Below are 17912 nucleotides of genomic sequence, written 5' to 3'. Positions count from 1 at the left end.
GTGTCCCTCACAGCGCCTGGAAGGAGTCGGAGTGCGCGTCATGGCGGCGTACGGAGCCCGTGTGGACCTCGTAGAACCAGGCGTGCAGATTCAACCTGCCGTCGTCCAGGCGCTGCTTGATGCACGGATAGGCGCGCAGACGCAGCAGCTGTGTCAGCACATGGTTCTGCACGGCCTCGGTCACGGCTGCGTCCTCGACCTCTCCTTCAGGGCACGGTGTCATGTGCGTGAGCCAGTCGCGCACCGCGGGCACCGCGGTCAGATCCTCCCCACGGACCAGTGCCCCGACGGCCCCGCAGTGCGAATGACCGCAGACGACGATGTCCTGGACCCCGAGCACCTCCACCGCGTACTCCACCGTGGCCGCCTCGCTCGTGGGGTGCCCGGAGTCGTGCGGCGGGACGATGTTGCCCGCGGTGCGCAATTCGAAGAGGTCACCGGGGCGGGCGCCGGTGATCAGAGCGGGGACGACGCGGGAGTCGGAGCAGGTGATGAACAGGACCTGCGGCGACTGCCCCGCGGCCAGCCGGGCGAACTCCTCGGGACGCACGGCGGAGCGTATGGCCAGCGAGCGAGCGTGCTCGATGAACGGTTGCATGACAGATGTTCCTCCTGGCGCGCCATCAGGGCGCGTCGGGTGTACGGACGACTACGAAGGCGAATACGGGCACGACGACATGACCCCACGTCGACGCGCGAGGCGGACGTGGCGGGTGGGTCGTCGGGCGCCGGGACCTGCGGGTCAGCTCAGCAGCGGAACACCTGAAGTACTGCGGGAGAATGGGCCGTCGCGGCTCTCAGCTGGCAATGGGAGTGGCCGAAGGCGGGGAGCACGGCCGTCGGAACGCCGAAGGCCGGGGCTGATACCGCCGCGGAACGCGCGCGTGTGTCGTCCAGAACGGGACCTGTTGCGGGGCGGTGCCGGTCACGTGTACGCCGGAGGCCGTGCGGGTCGGCTTCCCCGTGCGATCCGCACGACACGGATTCCTGATCGGTTGCCGCTTCCGCGTAACCGGCCGGGAGCATGGTCGCGTCCGCGTCCGAGGCACCGGCGAGGGACACGGATGTACCGTGCGCGGACGCCGGCTCCGAGAATGACGCGATGAATGGCAAGGCCAGTAGAAATGTGGCGAGAAGCACAAGGAATTGCGCGCGGATGCCCCAGGGGGTTCCAATCCTCATCCGCACCCCCACCGCATCTTGCATACCACCCGAGCCGACCGACTTACCTGCAGAAGACGCTAGCAGAGCAAATCCTTCGCGATGTTAATTCCGTTTTACGGGCATGAGGAGGACCTGCGAAATATTCGAGTATGACAGGTGAATTCAAGCCGGTCGGTTTTCGCCATGCGCAGCGTGGACACCTCAGCGGAATTCATCCGGGGCGTAATTCAACCTGGGGGAAAGTTCTCCCCATGCCGAGCGGACGCTCTGGAGAGGACAGCACGGCCTGGGGTGCCGGCGGACGACGGCGTCCGACGGATGGCTGCCGGGAAGATCTGATGCCTGACGCCCTGCCCTTCCATCGCAGCCGATGTCCTGGCTGGGCCTCGCTCACCACGGTGCCCCGGAACAGCTCGATCAGGTCGAAGTGGCGCCCCAGCAGGACCCTGGTGATCGCGGCCAGCACCAGCTCGGCGCGCAGCCGCGGCCGGTCGACCCCTTCACTTGCACCGCGACCCGGAATGCGGCGAGGACGTCGATGGCAGGACAGGCGTGCCGAAGCGATGCCGCGCAGAATGGGGATATTGACCACCCCGCGCGACCCCTCGGCCCGGCGCTCCGGGCGCAGCGCGGAGCCGGTCAGTAGGAGGTTCATGAGCTACTCCTTCGAGCCGAACGGCGGACTCGGTCCGCGGGGCCGTCCTCAGGCCGCCGCCCGTGTCGCTCTGGCGGTCAACGGCATGGGCAGCTTCACCTGGGACCTGGCCAGCGGCGAGATGCGCTACGACCGCGGCGGCCTTGCCGTGATGGGGTTCAGGCCGGGTGAGTTCGACGGACGTCTCAGCACGCTCGGTGAGCGGATGCTCCCCGTGGAACTGCCCGCGATCGAGGAGCAGGTGGAACGTGCGCTGAGAGAGCGTTCCGGCTTCAGCCTCTACTTCCGGATCCGCCGGCACCAGGGCGACGCGCTGCGATGGACCCACACCCAAGGCCACGTTGTCTGCGACCCGGGGGGACGCCCGGTCCGCGTCATCGGGATCATCCGTGACGCCACCCAGGAACTGCGTGCCGTCGACCAGACCGAACAGCTGCGCATCGCCAGGAACGAGCGACGCCGCCAGGCCGACATCGTGGGACACGTCAGCGACGCCCTCGTACCGACCCTCACCGTCGAGGACGTCGCCGAGGCGCTGACCACCACCCGGCTTCTGGAGCAGATCGGCGCCTCCAGCATCGTCCTGGGCCTGGTCGACAACGGCCGTATGGGACTGGCCGGAGCGAACGGCGTGGCCGACGACCTCATCCGCGACTTCCACCTGTCCCGTCTGAACGAACCCCTTCCCCTCACCGATGCGGCCCGCACCCGGGAGGCGGTCTTCCTGACCGACCGAACGGACTTCGTCGAGCGGTACCCGGCCGTCGAGCCCTACCTGACGAAGTTCCCGCGGGCCGCAGCAGCGGCCTTCCTCCCGCTGATCGCCCACGACACCCCGATCGGCGCCGTCGGGCTCACCTACGAGGGGAGGGCCGGCTTCCCGCAGGACGAGCGGACCGTACTGACCGCGTTGGGCAAAGTCATCGCCCAGTCGCTGCAACGGGCTCTCCTCTACGACCAGGAGCACGAGCTCGCCGCCGGACTGCAGACGGCGATGCTCCCAGGGCACCTCCCCGACGCCCCCGGCCTGACCCTCGCGACCCGGTACCGGCCCACCCGTGCCCGGGGAGGCATCGGCGGTGACTGGTACGACGCCCTCACGCTGCCCGACGGCCGGATCGCCGCGGTCATCGGCGACGTGCAGGGCCACGATGTGACAGCCGCTGCCATCATGGGGCAGCTCCGCGTCGCCCTGCGGGCCTACGCCGCCGAGGGCCACCCACCGACCACCGTCATGGCACGCACCTCTGTCTTTCTGACGGAGCTTGCCACCGACCGCTTCGCCACCTGTCTCATCGCCCTGCTCGATCCACGCACGGGAATGACCTCGATAGTGCGCGCGGGGCACCCGGAACCCCTGCTGCGGCGCCCGGACGGGAGCAGCGTGTGGCTCGACATCCCCGGTGGGCTCCCGCTCGGCCTCGCGGCTCAGGGTGCCCAGCCCGTGTACCCGGCTTCGGAGGCGGTCCTGGAGCCAGGCTCGACGCTCGTGCTGTGTACGGACGGGCTCATCGAGGCCCGCGCGGAAGACATCGACGAGGGGCGCAGTCGGCTCCTCCGGGCCCTGCGCGCCGGGCCTGAGCAACCGGACGACCTCGCCGACCGCCTGCTGCACAGCATGGCCGCCTACACGGGAGGGGAGGACGATGTGGCGCTGCTGATCCTGCGGCGTTCCCGGGGAAGGCCCGTCCCGGCCCCGCAATGGGAGACCGACATCGCGCCCCAGGACCCCGACGCGCTACGGGCGGCACGGCTCGCACTGCGTGCAGCGCTGAGCAGCTGGTCGATGGAGGCCCTCAGCGACACCGCTGAGCTGCTCGCCTGCGAACTCGTCACCAACGCCCTCCTGTACACGGGCGGCGCCACCACGCTGACGGCCAGGCCCGTACAGAACGGCGGGCGAGCCCTGCGTCTGACCGTCAGCGACACGTCACCAGCCTCCCCGCGACGCCGTGCCGCCACGGGACTGCACACATCCGGCCGGGGCCTCATGCTCGTCGAAGAGCTCGCTGACGCCTGGGGGATCGAACCCCGCGGCAATGGCAAGACCGTGTGGTGCGAAATACCCGTCGCCGTGCCCTAGGAGGGCCCTCGAAGCACGGTGGCGCGGCTCACGACCCCACCGGCACACGGCCGGGACGCGCGTCAGGACGGCGTACAGGATCGAGGCGACGACGACGCCTACGGGCGGCGCCAGGTCCCCGCACGTACTGCTGCAGTGTCAGCCCACGGGATCCGGAGGCCGTCAGGCCGCGACGAGTCCTTCCGCGAGGAACTCCTCCACGAACTTCCGTGTCCGACGGTCGAATTCGGTGTACTGCGCCTCCCGCTCGGCGCCGGCGACCGCATCGCCGACCAGCAGATTGCCCTCGGCGTCGATGCGCTGCGGCCGCTCCTCCGCGTCCAGGAGCAGGCCTACGGTGGAGCGGGAGAAGCCGCAGTAGTAGGCGATGCCGTCGCTCAGGTTGGCCTCGAGGACGGATTGCATCGACTCCGCGATGGGGTCGTCGGCGGTGGCGCCGGCCAGGGCCAGCCACAGCATGCGTTTGCCCGCCAGGCGGGGCTTGCTGCGGCCGTAGGCGAACCCGTAGTTCCATACGCGGTCGATCCATCCCTTGAGGAGGGCGGGCACGCTCTGCCAGTACACCGGGAAGGCGGCGACGACGAGATCGGCGTCGAGGATCCGCCGCATGTGGCCGTGCGTTTCGTCCGAGTACGGCTTTTCCCGGTCGCCCCAGTCCGGCTGGTCCTCCACGTTCATCCGCGGGTCGAACCCCTCGGCGTGCAGGTCGAGCAGGTCGATGCGGTATCCGGCGGCCTCGAGCTGGGCAGCCGCGCGGCGGGCGGTGAGGGCGGTGAGGGAATCGCTGCGGTGATGCGCGACGACCACAAGGGCTGTCCTGGTGTCACTGCTGTGCTGCGGCACGGTGTCTCCCGACGGCTCGGTCTGGTGCGGTGAGTCCAGTACAACCGCGGCACCGTAGATGATCCATGGGAGAAACCCTCCAGGACATAGGAGATCGTCTACGATTGCGCTGTGGATCCTCTGAGTTCACTGCTGAGCGGCATCCGGGCCGAGGGCTCGGTCGTCAGCCATGCCGTGCTGACGGCGCCCTGGAGTATCACCTTCGCCGACGCAGCTCCGCTCACCATGGTCAGCGTGCTGCGCGGCGGCGGCACACTGCTGCTGTCCGACGGCACCGAGCGGGTGATCGGCGCGGGTGACACGGCTATCGTCCGGGGCCCCGCACGGTTCCGCCTCGCGGACGAGCCTGCCACTGTCCACCGCCCCCACGCCACGTACGAGATCAACTGCTTCACCGCGGACGCCGCTTGCGCCGGCCAGGAACTCGAGGGCATCCATTGGGGCACCGGCCCGAAGGGAGCGACCGCGCTGATCGTGGGCGCCTACCGCGCCTCGGGGCACCGCCACGAACGGCTCCTGCGCGCCCTGCCGCCCGTCCTGGTCGTCGCCGAGGACGCCGAGGTCTGCGCCTGGCTGGAGGACGCCGCCGCCGATGCCGCCCGGCTCTCCGCCGGTTCGCAGGCGCTGATGGACCGGCTCCTCGACTGGGCTCTGGTCTGCACGCTGCGCACCTGGTTCGACCGGGCGGGTGCCGACGCGCCCGGCTGGTACCGCGGCCTCGCCGACCCGGTCCTCGCCCCCGCCCTGCACGCCTTCCACGGGCGGCCCGCCGAGAGCTGGACGGTCGCGTCGCTGGCCGCTCAGGCCGGCGTCTCCCGGGCACTGTTCGCCCGGCGCTTCACCGAGCTGATGGGCCGTCCGCCCCTCACCTACCTCACCGAGTGCCGCATGGACGACGCCGAGGCACTCCTGGCCGACACCGACCTCAGCATCGCCCAGATCGCCAAGACCGTCGGCTACGCCGACGCCTTCGGCTTCAGCACCGCATTCAAACGCCACAAGGGACTCAGTCCCAGCACGCTCCGCACCACGGCGGCGTGAGTCACGGCACGCGGCCGCAGAGACACGGGCCTGCTTCTCCACCAGGCGAGCCACGGTCACCAACCGGCTCCACGGCCTACTCGCCCAGATCCACCCGCCGCTGGAACGGGCCGGGCCCTGCGGCTGCAGCACCCGACAGTTCTGGCCCTGCTGGAACGGTTCGGGTCCCCGTCGTGGTCCCCGGCGCCTAGGAGGCCGCGCTGATCGTCCCAAGCCTCGCGACCTCGCGCCAGGCGGTGCTCGACAGCGCCAACTTCTGGCCGGGCGGATCTTCAGATCGTTTCCGCCGGGCGGGGCGGGCGCGCGCATACGTACGTGGCCGCGTAGATCGTGGCGGCCTAGTGCGGGCTGTCGGCTCAGCTCAGCAGTCCGGTGTCCGGCCGACAGACCTGGCACGGCTCGATGTCCGGTTCCGCCAGTGCGACCATGGCGTCCTCCCGGGAGATGAGCCCCGCCTGGTCCGGGGAGGTGGTGCAGCCGCCACGGTGCAGCAGCGCCACCGAGGAGGAGCGTTGCGGCTGGATCCTCCACGACATCTCCGCCCGGGCTCGTTCCCGTCGCGCCCGTTCCTGCGCTTCCTGGATCTCCAGTTCACGGATGCGTCGTTCGGTCTGTCCGACCTGCCAGCGCAGCCAGTCAAGGAGGACCCGGTTCTTCTCCAGGTCGCTGATGGTGCCGGAGTGCGGGGTGCCCTCTGGCATGGCTATGCCTCGGGGCCGCATCGAGTCGGCAGCCGAATCACGCCGCACCCTCCGTCCGCCGGCCGCCACCGGTCCGCCGCCGGAGGTCCACCCGGGACGCAGGCGTGCGGCCGGGCGGGGTGGACCAGAACGGGTGCCAGTGGATCCGGACGGACAGGGCGAGCAGACGGCGGCGCAGCTCGGTGGCACGGCGCGGGCGCGAAAGGGCAAGTGCACGGTACGTGTCGTGCCATTCCTGCTGGGCTCGTACGAGGTCGTCGGGGAAGGGGATGCGCTCCATCCACCAATCAGATCGCATGTTCGATTTTCGGCGCCAATCAGACACCCCGGTCACTTCAGCGAGACGCACGTCTTCGTGGACAGCCCTTGAACCGCACGCACACCCGGGTCCCGCGCGGGTACACCGGGCCCGTGTGCCGGTCCCGGCCCCAGGGCGTTTCCACCGCACACCCTCCCGCGATGCGTACACCCAGCCCACCCCACGGGCCGAGGAGCCGCGCTTGTACCAGTAGTGGGCCACAGCCCCCGGCCGGCAGCCAGGCCCCTCCCCCGCACAGTCCCTGGCACGCTTGTCCGCATAGGCCCGAACCGCCGTGGGAGCAGACACCTCAGGGGCGGCGGCCAGGGGGACGAGGACAGCGGCCAGGGCGCAGAAATGATCATTCGTTGCATGGGCGGCTCAACGTGCCTGGCCGTCCCCGCCGTCACGGGCAGAGGGCCCGGTTCACTCGAACTCGTAGCCCCCTGCCGGGCCAGGTGGACCACGAGATCACCGAGTTCCTCACCAGCTGACGGGTGACCGCGGCAGGACGCGGAAGGGCCCCGGCCGCCGGACCCTCAGGTGGTCGGGATCCGGCGGCCAGGGCCTTCCCACACGCGGCTCCGCCGTCAGCGCACGTCGATGAAGTCGCCCGCGGCCGTGGCCGGCGGGGTCGTGGTGGTGCCGGCGAAGGAGTAGCGCCAGTACCCGTCGACCGAGGCCTTCACCGTGGTCTTGAGGTTCCCGACGCTGTCCGTGTTCACCGTCTTCACCGTGGAGTAGGTCGTCGTCCCGTTCCTGCGGAACTGGAGCCGGACCGGCTGGGTGGAGTAGCCGTGGTAGCCGCCCGTTTCCCAGTTGGCACGTGAGAGTTTGCCGGTGACGGTGATCGTCTTGCCCTTGGCCACGGGTTCCGGCGCGGCATTGGCGGTCTGGGCCGAGTCGCGCTGGACGTTCACCGATGCGGCGGCGTGGAGGTCGGTGAGGCTCTTGCCGTTCGCCGACTCCGCCCAGGCCGCGAGCTTCCAGGTGCCCGCCAGCGCGTTGAGACCGAGGGTCCAACGGGGGGAGATGTAGGCGAAGTGGGTCTCGCACGAGGAGGTGGTTGTGCTGACCTTGGTGCAGGTCGCCGGCCAGGAACCGTAGAGCACCCCGTCCGGGGCGTCGTACGAGCCGTGGTACAGGTACATGTCGCCGCTCGCGATGCCCGCCGGATCCGTGGCGGTGAACGTCGCCTTGAACTCCTGGAGCGGCTGGTCGGACAACTCGACCGCCTTGCCGCCGTTGACCACGACCTTCGAGATCCGGGTGGAGCCGATGGTCTCATCGCCCCCGGTCCCCGGCCCTGCGAAGGCGCGCTCGATGGTGCGACGCAGGCTGCCGCCCTGGTCGTCGGTGGCAGTGACGCGCAGCGAGACGTGGGCCGCGGTGGCCGGCACCGTGAGGGACGCCGTGGTGCCGGAGAGCGGCAGAGAGGTCCATGCCGAGCCGTCGACGGAGTACTCGATGCCGGTGACGGACGCTGCCGCCGAGGGCGCGAGGGTGCTGGCGGTGGCGGTGACGGTCACTGGGGTGCCGGCGGCACGGTTCGAGGAACTGAGCCCCGTGAGCTTCACCCGGGTGTCGACCAGTGGCAGTGCGGTCGCCGAGGACGTGGTGCCGGACGTGAACGTCCACTCGTTGCGCACCGTCGTGGACAGCTTCCGGTACGGCACGCGGTGCCTGATTGTCTGTTCCACGGCGTACGTCTTGGAGCCGGAGGGGAGCTGGGCCGCCAGGGGCTGGTTGATCGTCGCCGCGGTGGTCTCCGCGTAGGTCACGCCGTCACCCGTCAGCCGGTAGGAGACCGCCGACCGGCTGTCGGAGCCGTAGTGCCCGGCGGCGTCGCCGAGACCGCCGGATTCGTTCAGCCTGACGGTGTTGCCCCGCCGCTCGGACCCTGTGCCCTCGATCCGGACCGGCTGCAGCGGCGCCGCTCCGACGGTCTCCGCGGGAGCGGTGCCGGCGGCCAGGGTACGGGCCGGGAGCTGCAGGGAGTAGTCGCCGGTTCCGTAGGAGAGGAACCTGCTGTAGGAGACGCCCGGCGTGACGTACTCGGTGACCGAGCCCGCCACGGGCACGGCCGTGCCCAGGTAGACGCCGGTCCACTCCCCGACGTCAGGAACCGTCTGCAGCACGGCGGTGGTCCGGGTGCCTGGAGCATTCACGCGGGTGACCGTCTTCGCGAGCGAGGCCTGCTTCACCGATGCGTACGGAGCGGCGGGCACCGTGTTACGGAAGGCGTGCGTGAGGTCGTACCGGAAGGGGCTCGGCGTGCTCGCGGTGCTGCCCTTGCGGCTGAGTACGTCGTGGATCCGCAGCGCCGTGCCGGTCTGCGAGAACGGGGTGACGTACACCTTGTCCGCACCCGACCCGGCGAATCCGGCGAGCTGGTTACCCGGCACCGAGATCCACACGGCGGAGGACTCGCGGCTAGCCGTCGTGTCGTCGACCTTGATGCCGGTCTCCTTCGCCGCACGCTCGTCGAAGGAGACGGTCGTGGCGGCCGTGCCGACCTTGAAGGAGCGGGTCAGGAGGTAGGACGGGCGCTGCCAGTCGCTGTGCAGCGCCACGGAGAAGTAGTCGCCCGGCGGAAGCTTGACGGACGCGGACGGGCCGACGGCATCGCTGTCGACGGCGTACGACGTCCAGGTCTTGCTGTTCCAGACGTAGAAGCTCTTGGACATCACGTCGGCGTTGGTGATGTTCAGTTTCACGGAATACGTGGCCGCCGCAGCGGGCGTGGCCGCCTTGGCGGTCGGGACGGGCATCTTGGTGGGCCGCACCGGTCTCGGCAGAGAGGTCGGACGCACTTCGAGCGCGCCGTTCGCCGAACCGAAGGCATAGGTCCTGGCGTCGGCCGCGCCGCTGTTCGTGATGCGCACATCACCGTCTACCAGGCTGAGCCGCTCGCCGTCGCCGAGAGCGGCGCTCCGCGACGTGTCCGCGGCGGCCCCCTGCACGGACGGCACCCGGGCCGTCGATACGGGCTGCGCGTCCGAGGCGGTGGCCGCCCCTGGAGCCAGCAGGATTCCCCCCACCACCGCGGTGCACAGGCCCGAACCGATCGATCTTCGTACGTTCCACTTACTGGTCCCGGACATCGGTCCGCCCTCCCCATGGTTCTTCGCGCAACACCCCGCAAGGTCCTGGGGTGTTGATCGTCGACAGCTTAGACGCCCGTTCCCGCGGTGACTCCGCGGCCAGGGGCTGCTCACACATTGACGTAGGGGGGTCCGCCGAGGTCGAGGAGTACGGCACGCTGCGACTGTTCGTGCGCGAGGCTGCCTGTACTCCGCACCACGGCGGCCCGAGCCACGCGCAGCCGCCCGCCGGTGGGTCGGCGGAGGTCACCGCCGCCTACGTGACGCGCTGCCCGGGCGCGGCAGCAGGCACTCAATGCGCCGCTGGACAACGGTACGGGCTGGCAGGCGCGGTTCAGTCGCGGCCAGGCTCAGGCGTTCGCTCTGTGCGTCACCCCCCACCGGCTGACAACCGCTGTACGCGGAGCCGGTGGGCAAACCTGCAGGTTTGGCGGCCCTTGTCGGAGCACAGGATCAGCTCGGGAGTTGACGCAGTCGGCGGCGTCGATGACGGCCTGCTTCTCCCCCGTGGCCTGGTCGGCACGGAACATGTGGTCTACGAGCATCGGGGGCAGGAACAGGCCGAGCGCACCGTAGATGAGAGCGAGCATCAGCAGACCTGCGAAGATCGAGGCGCCGCCAGAGGAGGGCTTCAGGCTCAGCGCCGCCAAAAGGGCCGCGGCCACGAAAATGAGCCACCGCAGGTATCGGAACAACCCGGTCGCAGCAAGGGCCTCGTCGAACTCCTCCCTTGTGTCAGGATTCCGCCGTGGGTGATGGCTGTCTGCCGTATGTCGTCCACGGGCGCGGAGCCCACAGGGCCGCGCCTGGGCCGCATGCACCTGGTCGGGAACCGAAACCTGAGCCTCGGGTTCGGCAGCAGACCTCAGGTCAACTGGTGATCCTTCCGGAGTAGACGCGTACTTCTGCTCTGTCTTCGAAGGCTCCTCCACCTGTGCTCCGGATACCCGTGGCAGTGGGTTCGGTCAGTCGCCCTCCCCGTAGTTCATGAAGCAGTGCGTGTCGAAACAGCGGGCCATCGTGAACGGGTGGGCGGGTCGAGGACGATGCGACAGACGAACTGCGCAGTCTGGTAGTCGAAGCGGAGATCATTCTGGCCGTCGAAGGACCGGACGACGACGGGCCAACGGCCGGGGCCGTCGCCATCGACCCGCCAGCAGTACAGGCCCTCGTGCTCCGTGCCCCGCCCAGATGAGCAACCGCGGGTGTAGTCGACCGCCAGGGCGGCGAACCACGTCTCGATCCTGGCGCGCGTCAGGTCGGCCGGCGCGGCGTCCGGTGGCAGATGCCGGGAGAGATGGTGCAGGGAGCGCAGGTTCTGCGCGACGGTGTTGACGCTGATGTTCGTGCTGATGCTCCAACGGCCCCATCGTTTGCCCAGTTCGCGCAGCCAGGGCTGAACTATCAGAGACGGGGAAAGTGTTGACGCGGGAGGGCTGCGGCTCGGTCCCGTCCGCAGACGGGACCGAGCCCTCCCCGATCAGCTGGTCTTCACGGGGAGCTGCAGGTAGGAAGCATGCTCTCCCCCGGTGTGGATGATGTGCTGTCCGCTGTTGGCGGGGGTGTACTCGCGGTTTCCGGGCATCATCGTACCCAGGAGCGAGCGGCTGCTGATGACGAATCGGAGCTGTTCGCCCGCGTAGAAGGTGAGCCCCACCGGGAGCAGGTCGATCTCGACCTCGGCGACATCGCCGGGTGAGAGTTTCTCGACCCGGTCGAAGCTGTGAACAGGGACGCCCTCGGTGGAGAGCGCCTTGTCCAGGTGTCGCATCGAGACGCGCAGCCGTCCGTCCGAGCCCTTGTACCGCAGGATCGAGGCGCCCCGCTCGGTGACGTCCTGGATCTGTGCACCCTGGTTGGGGACGGTGAACTGCTGCAGTGGCGTGCCGTAGGCGTCGAGCTTCTGGACGAGGACGAACAGGTCCATGTCGTCGGATCCCTGCGCCTCGACCCAGAGGTGGGCCTTCGGGTAACCGACCAGGACGGTCTCCTGCTCGAAGCGTGTCACGAACGACACCGTGTCGGGGTTGGCCCCCGCTGTGTAGCCCACCGTCGCCTCGGCGGCGGGCGCTGCGGTCCCCAGCGTCCGCGAACGGCCGTCGAGGTAGTACTTCGCCGGCGTTACTCCTGCGGGCGGGAACTCGTCCGCCGGGATGTTCACCCGGTCGCCGCCTTCGAGGTCCAGGAGGGAGTAGCGCACGCGGGGCGTCTGCTCCCATCCGTTGCCCTCCCCCTTGAGGAAGCGGTCGAAGAACCGGCGTAGGTCCTCCGTGTTCGCCTCGTCGTAGTAGTCGGGCCATTCCTGGCTGTTGTGGATCCGCAGCCACTTGTCCGTGGAGGCGATACGGCGCCAGGCACGGAAAGTACCCGCGGTGTGCAGCGTGTTGGAGTAGCTGGCGACGACGTAGGCAGGCACGGTGATCCGGTCGAACTGAGGAATCTTACTCTCCCACAGGTCGTCCATCAGCGGGTGGCTCTCGGCCTCCGTGACGATGTCCTCCCTCTTGCCCTTACCCCAGTAGCTGTTGTTCTGGAGCTGCTCGGCGAACCCGGTGTCGGGCATGCCACCGCGCATCACCAGGTCGCGGTAGACGTCGCTCACCCCCTCCCACGGGTTGATCGCCGCCAGGTGAGGAGGCTGCTCCGCCGCGGTGAACCACTGCGAGACCGCGAGGTACGACGTTCCGCTCATGGCGACCTTGCCGGTGCACCAGTCCTGGACGCCCAGCCACTCGACCAGGTCGTAGCAGTCCCGGCCTTCCTGCCGGTCCCATACGACGCTGTCGCCCTCGGAGTCCACTACACCCCGGATGTCCGGGTTACAGATCGCGTAGCCCTGCGCGCACCAGTACGCCGGGTCCGGCCCCTCGAACTTCGCGAGGCCCGAGACGATCTTGTTGTCCAAGCCGACCATGCCGAAGATGCCCATCACGCTGGCGGACGTGCCCTGCCCCTTGCCGTACGGGCTCCACGCCACGATGACCGGCACCTTCTCCGATCCGACGGGGCGGAACACGTCGACGTGGATCGTGACACCGTCACGCAAGGTAACCGGCACGTCCTTCTCGAAGACGATGTCGACGGGCAGCGGCTTGAACGGCGGAGCGATCTGGAAACCCGCCTCCAACGTTCGGGTTCCGGGCTCGAAACCGCTCAGGATCCCGTATCGGGGACCCGGCTCCAGCGGCCGGGACGGCGTGAATACCTTCTGGTCCTCACTCATGGAGAGCTCCTCGCATCTACTTCATCCGCTGGTCAGGCTCTGGCCATTCGAGCGTACGTCTGCGGAATCCATAACTCAACCCGTGTTGAGTTTCGTGTCAGGGAGGTACTTTTGGACCATGACCGCTGATACGAATCCCGCAATGGCCGCACGCCGCGGCCGCCGGCCGGGGACGAACACCACCCGGCAGGCGGTCCTCGACGCGGCTCGCACCCGATTCGCGACCGACGGCTTCACCGGGACCACGATCCGACGGGTAGCAGCCGATGCCGGTGTGGACGCGTCGCTGGTGATGCAGTTCTTCCGCTCGAAGGACGAGCTCTTCGCTGCTGTCATGTCCGTTCCCGCGGACGCGTTGACGCGCTTCAGCGCGGCCTTCGAGGGGACCGACGACCTGCTCGGGGAACGCGTGGTCCGCGCCTTCGTCGAGGTATGGGAAGTCGACGCCCGGACTTCGGAGCCGCTCATGGCGATGCTCCGCGGCGCGATCGTCAACGAGCAGGCCAACAAGCAGCTACGCGAGTTCCTCCAGGAACGCCTGCTCGTCGACGCTATCGCCTCACGCGCAGTCGACGGTGCGACGCTCCGGGCGGGCATCGTGTCGTCGATGCTCGTCGGGCTCATGGTGGGTAGAGGCATCGTCGGTGTCCCGACGCTCACGGAGGCGGAGCGTGAAACGCTGGTCGCGCTCATCGGGCCCGCCGTACAGAGTGTGCTGGTCCCGACACCACCGGCCACCGACGGCAAGGAGTAGGGCGATGACGGCGATCGACGGCCGCATCTACGTAGAAGGACGCCCCACCACCTGCCCGCCCGACCTGCACGACGCCGCCGACGAACTGGAGCAGTCGGGAGGCGTGGCCTGGATCGGACTGATGGACCCCAGCCCTAATGATCTCGAGACCGCCGCTGTCCGGTTCGGTCTGCACCCACTGGCCGTCGAGGACGCACACAAGGGACATCAACGCGCGAAGCTCGAGCGATACGGCGACACCATGTTCGTCGTACTGCGGCCCGCTTCGTACGACGACCGGAACGAGCGCGTCGACTTCGGCGAGGTCCACCTGTTCGTCGGCCCTCAGTTCGTCATCACCGTCCGGCACAGCGCCGCCCCGGACCTGTCAGTGGCCCGCGACGCCCTTGAGGCCGAGCCGCAGTTCCTCAGCACAGGACCTGAGGCGATGCTCACGGCGTTTCTCGACATCGTCGTCGACGGCTACGCGCCCGTCGTCGCAGGGCTGGTGAACGACATCGACGAGGTCGAGGACAGTCTCTTCGGGGAGGGGAACGCCGATCCCGCACTCTCGAAGCGGATCTACCGGCTGCTCGCCCAGGTGATCGCGCTGCAGCGCGCGATCGGTCCGCTGCCGGACATGGTGCAGGGCCTGCTCCGTGGCGCCGGCAGGTACGGAACCGGTGACGAGGTGCAGAACCGGCTGCGCAACGTGCTCGACCACACGATCCGGGTGACGGAACGGGTCGACGGGTCCAGGTCCCTGCTGGAGAACGCGCTGACCGTCCACTCCACGCTGGTGACGGTGGAGCAGAACGAGGCCATGCGGCGCATGTCGAGCGCGAGCCTCGCCCAGGGCGAGGAGAGCCGCCGCCTGGCGGAGGAGACCATCGAGCAGGGCGAGCAGGTGAAGAAGATCTCCTCGTGGGCGGCGATCCTGTTCACTCCGACACTGGTCGCCTCCATCTACGGCATGAACTTCGACCACATGCCGGAGCTCCACTGGGTTGCGGGGTACCCGTTCGCCGTCGCGCTCATGATCGGCTTCGGGGTGGGGCTCTGGGGCGTCTTCAAATGGCGCCGTTGGCTTTGAGTGACCGTTTGCGGCCAGTTCGTGCGGGAACAGCTTCGCGCGAGGCCGGTCCGTCGTCGCCATGACTCGAAGGCTTACAGCTCTGACGCGGAGAGGAGGGTACGCCGCGGCCGGCGAAAGCCGCTCAGCCGTGGGCGGCGCCCCTGCGGTCGGGGGTGAGGAGGTAGGCGATTGCCATGTCGCTGAGTTCGTCGGCGTAGCGGCGCCTGGCCGTCTCGCCCGTGACGGGGTCGGGGCGCACCGAGTTGTGGAAGCAGGCGCCAAGGACGGCGCGGGCCGCGGTGTCCAGCGCCTCCTGCGGGTGGGAGCGCTGGATCTGCCCGGTATAGGGGGCCGCCGCTTCGAGCAGGAGGCGGTGGATCTCGGTGATGGTGTGGGCCCCTCGGTCCATGGTCTTGTTCCTCCCGGCGCGCAGCAGTGCGGGGAAGAGGCTGTTGCTGTCGGCGAAGGATTCCAGCAGGGCGTGCGCGTAGGCGCCCAGGACGCCGGAGAGTGAGGGCTCGGCCACGCACAGCCGCTCGGCCATGTACTCCTCGCGGCGTTCCAGCATCCGCTCGGTCAGGGCGCTGATCAGCTGTTCCTTGTCTTCGAAGCGGCGGTAGATCGTGCCGACGGAGACGCCGGCGCGCTCTGCGACGCCGGTCATCGTCATCTCCTCCAGGCCGGATGAGGCGGCGATCTCCTCAGCGGCCTTCAGGACGCGAGCCAGCGTCGCGGCGCTGCGTGCCTGCTGGGGCTGCCGGTAGCTCAGCGGGCGGTCGGGCTCCTCAGTCATGCCCAGCATCGTAGTGGGGGTCGTTGCGGCAGGTTCTTTTGACAAGTGGTCCACGCCTCTGGGTATCCTCGTTACGCGAATGCGAATTCGCATTCACATACTACGTGGAGGTTCGACCATGACCGACAACCAGATCTCGCCGCCGGTGACGGTGACCCTCGAGTCCGGCCCCACCGGTGGGAGCATCGACGACTTCGAGCTGTTCTACGCCCGCCGCGCCGTGGACCGCTTCCGGACGCTGCTGGGCCGCCAAGGTCTGCTCGACCTCCTCGCCGCTGACATCGAGGAGGGCAATGCCTTCCTGCGCGAGAGCGCCCGCACCTCCGACGGCCGCTTCAAGGGGGCCACGACCGTGCTCGCGACGAAGGGCCTCACCTCGGGTGCGTTCCTTGCCTGGATGGACAAGGCGTTCGCCGGCGACGAGCAGCCGCTTCTCGCGGCGCATCCTGAGCACTACGTGATGGGCACCGATGAGATCGGCGCGCGCGTGGTGGAGAACATCGGCCCCCACGTCGCCTCCTTCTACATGGGCGGATGGGGATCGGACGCCGTGGCGTGGGCCGCGGACGCGGACGCTCTTCTCCCGGAGTCCGAGTTTCCCCGCAAGATGTCCTCGAACCTGTTCCTGGCGGACGGCACCGTGGTCGGGCGGGCGCTGATCCAGTTCGGTGACACCACTGACGGCTTCACGGCGAACCTGACCGTCTACTTCCCCGTCTCGTGTCCGGACGAGGTCCTGGACCACCACCTTCGGCACTACGCCGTCGAGTTCAGGAACTGGATCGTCGCCGCAGCGGCTGCCCAGGCCTGAGGCTTCGCCCCGACATCTGGTCGGCAGCCGCAAGGCTGCCGACCGCATGAGCGGGTGCCGGGCCCGATGGGCCAGCCCCTCTCGAAGAGATTGATCTTGGGCTTGGAAGGCCGCCTGGACTCGGCATCGCGCCTTCATTTCACGGTCGTACGGCTGAATGTTCTCAATGGATGCCCGAACTGCATGCCGATGAGGGCGGCCCGGACCGTGCTTCAGCGTACGGGGACTCGGGTGCGCGGCACCCGTCCCGCCGTCTCCACCGCCCCACCCCGGACAGGGCTCTGCCCTCTCCGCACACTGCAGGAAGCACAGAAGGGCTCAACGATGCCCAAGCACTCCACGCCGCCCGGCACGAAACGCAAGCTGGTCCTGGTCGTCCTCGGCCTGGCAGCCCTGATCACCACGATGCTGTGTGCGTTCGCGCTGCCCTCGCTCCACAGTGGCCCGCACCATGTCCCCATCGGCATCACCGGGGCACAGTCGACCGTGGGCGACCTCCGACAGAACATCGACGAGGGCGCGTGGGACGTCCGCGCATACGAGACGCCGGCGGACATCCGGTCCGCGGTCGAGAACCGCGATGTAGCCGGTGGGATCGCCATCACCGAGCAGAGGGTCGACGTATACACCGCCACCGCCGGCGCCCCTTCCGCGACTAGCGCCGTGACAGCACTCGGTGAGACCGTCGCCTCACAGCACGCCAAGGAGGCATCCGTTCACGACCTGGTGCCCTTCACCGAGGACGATCCCCGGGGCACAGGGCTGACCTCTGCGCTCATGCCCATGATCTTCGGCGGCATCTTCCCCGCCCTGATACTCAGCAGCTTCTTCCCGGGCCACCGTGGACTGCGCACCCGCATCGCAGGGGCTCTGCTCTTCTCCGTAGTGGCGGGCGCAGCCGTCGCTGCCGTCCTCCAGTTCGCCACACACTCGATCGAGGGCAACTACGGGATGACCGCCCTCGGAGTCATCCTCGGCATGGCTGCCATGTCCACTACCCTCCTGGGGCTCCAAGCCCGGTTCGGGATGGCGGGGTTCGCCTTCGGCAGCGCTCTGATGATGCTCCTCGGCAATCCCCTCTCAGGAATCGCCACCGGCCCCCACTGGCTCCCCGACGGCTGGGCAACGCTGGGCCAACTACTCCCCCCGGGCGCTGCCGGCAGCCTCCTGCGCACCAATGGCTTCTTCGACAGCGCAGGTGCAGGCCTTCCGACCCTCACCCTCACCGTCTGGGTCGCTGTCGGTATCGCCCTCGCCTTCCTGGCAGACCGGCGCGGTAGGCGCTCGACCTTCCTTCAGCCCGAGACCGCTACCGCGGCCATCGCCTGAAGTGAAGGCCAAAAAGTGATCAGGGGCGGCTCGTGCAGTACGGCCGATCCGACGAGGTC

General features: G+C 68.9%; 14 protein-coding genes. 6 read left to right on the top strand and 8 right to left on the bottom strand.

Annotated elements, in window-relative coordinates; genetic code table 11:
- Positions 1–7: 7 nt before the first annotated feature.
- Positions 8–598, bottom strand: coding sequence for a carbonic anhydrase (locus ACIQM3_RS19450; protein ID WP_401625698.1), 591 nt, complete (start codon positions 596–598; stop codon positions 8–10).
- A 777-nt stretch (positions 599–1375) separates the two neighbouring features.
- Complete coding sequence (locus tag ACIQM3_RS19445; protein WP_401625695.1) at positions 1376–1819, bottom strand: hypothetical protein; 444 nt, start codon at positions 1817–1819, stop codon at positions 1376–1378.
- Here ACIQM3_RS19445 and ACIQM3_RS19440 point away from each other — a divergent pair.
- Complete coding sequence (locus tag ACIQM3_RS19440) at positions 1818–3902, top strand: SpoIIE family protein phosphatase (RefSeq protein ID WP_401625692.1); 2085 nt, start codon at positions 1818–1820, stop codon at positions 3900–3902. The genes ACIQM3_RS19445 and ACIQM3_RS19440 overlap by 2 nt on opposite strands.
- A gap of 162 nt (positions 3903–4064) precedes the next feature.
- On the opposite strand, the gene ACIQM3_RS19435 is transcribed toward ACIQM3_RS19440, so the two are convergent.
- Entirely contained in the window at positions 4065–4745 is a 681-nt protein-coding gene (locus tag ACIQM3_RS19435; protein ID WP_401625689.1) for an NAD(P)H oxidoreductase, read from the bottom strand.
- A 111-nt stretch (positions 4746–4856) separates the two neighbouring features.
- Between ACIQM3_RS19435 and ACIQM3_RS19430 the strand changes: the two genes are divergently transcribed.
- Positions 4857–5786 (top strand): AraC family transcriptional regulator, encoded by a 930-nt coding sequence (locus tag ACIQM3_RS19430; protein ID WP_401625686.1) that lies wholly within the window; start codon positions 4857–4859, stop codon positions 5784–5786.
- A gap of 356 nt (positions 5787–6142) precedes the next feature.
- Here ACIQM3_RS19430 and ACIQM3_RS19425 read toward each other — a convergent pair whose 3' ends face one another.
- From ACIQM3_RS19425 to ACIQM3_RS19410, 4 genes are all read right to left on the bottom strand, one after another.
- Positions 6143–6487 carry a DUF6233 domain-containing protein gene (locus ACIQM3_RS19425; protein ID WP_401625683.1) on the bottom strand — a complete coding sequence of 115 codons (345 nt, stop codon included), beginning with the start codon at positions 6485–6487 and terminating at the stop codon, positions 6143–6145.
- Positions 6488–6524: 37 nt separating this feature from the next.
- Complete coding sequence (locus ACIQM3_RS19420) at positions 6525–6767, bottom strand: hypothetical protein (protein ID WP_401625680.1); 243 nt, start codon at positions 6765–6767, stop codon at positions 6525–6527.
- A gap of 608 nt (positions 6768–7375) precedes the next feature.
- Positions 7376–9889 (bottom strand): hypothetical protein, encoded by a 2514-nt coding sequence (locus ACIQM3_RS19415; RefSeq protein ID WP_401625677.1) that lies wholly within the window; start codon positions 9887–9889, stop codon positions 7376–7378.
- A 1480-nt stretch (positions 9890–11369) separates the two neighbouring features.
- Positions 11370–13112: a CocE/NonD family hydrolase gene (locus tag ACIQM3_RS19410; RefSeq protein ID WP_401625674.1), complete on the bottom strand. Its 1743-nt coding sequence runs from the start codon at positions 13110–13112 to the stop codon at positions 11370–11372.
- A 142-nt stretch (positions 13113–13254) separates the two neighbouring features.
- On the opposite strand from ACIQM3_RS19410, the gene ACIQM3_RS19405 reads away from it, so the two are divergent.
- Together ACIQM3_RS19405 and ACIQM3_RS19400 are read left to right on the top strand one after the other, a co-directional pair.
- On the top strand, positions 13255–13866 hold the full coding sequence (locus ACIQM3_RS19405; protein ID WP_401625671.1) for a TetR family transcriptional regulator: 612 nt from the start codon (positions 13255–13257) through the stop codon (positions 13864–13866).
- Positions 13867–13870: 4 nt separating this feature from the next.
- Positions 13871–14938: a magnesium and cobalt transport protein CorA gene (locus tag ACIQM3_RS19400; protein WP_401625668.1), complete on the top strand. Its 1068-nt coding sequence runs from the start codon at positions 13871–13873 to the stop codon at positions 14936–14938.
- Between the two features lie 124 nt (positions 14939–15062).
- Here ACIQM3_RS19400 and ACIQM3_RS19395 read toward each other — a convergent pair whose 3' ends face one another.
- Entirely contained in the window at positions 15063–15713 is a 651-nt protein-coding gene (locus ACIQM3_RS19395; protein WP_401625665.1) for a TetR/AcrR family transcriptional regulator, read from the bottom strand.
- A gap of 118 nt (positions 15714–15831) precedes the next feature.
- Between ACIQM3_RS19395 and ACIQM3_RS19390 the strand changes: the two genes are divergently transcribed.
- Positions 15832–16524 (top strand): hypothetical protein, encoded by a 693-nt coding sequence (locus tag ACIQM3_RS19390; RefSeq protein WP_401625662.1) that lies wholly within the window; start codon positions 15832–15834, stop codon positions 16522–16524.
- Positions 16525–16848: 324 nt separating this feature from the next.
- Entirely contained in the window at positions 16849–17853 is a 1005-nt protein-coding gene (locus ACIQM3_RS19385; protein WP_401625659.1) for a hypothetical protein, read from the top strand.
- Positions 17854–17912 lie beyond the last annotated feature (59 nt).

The organism is Streptomyces sp. NPDC091271 (genome assembly GCF_044757505.1).
Lineage (GTDB): Bacteria > Actinomycetota > Actinomycetes > Streptomycetales > Streptomycetaceae > Streptomyces.
This window is presented reverse-complemented; position numbering and strand designations above follow the sequence as displayed.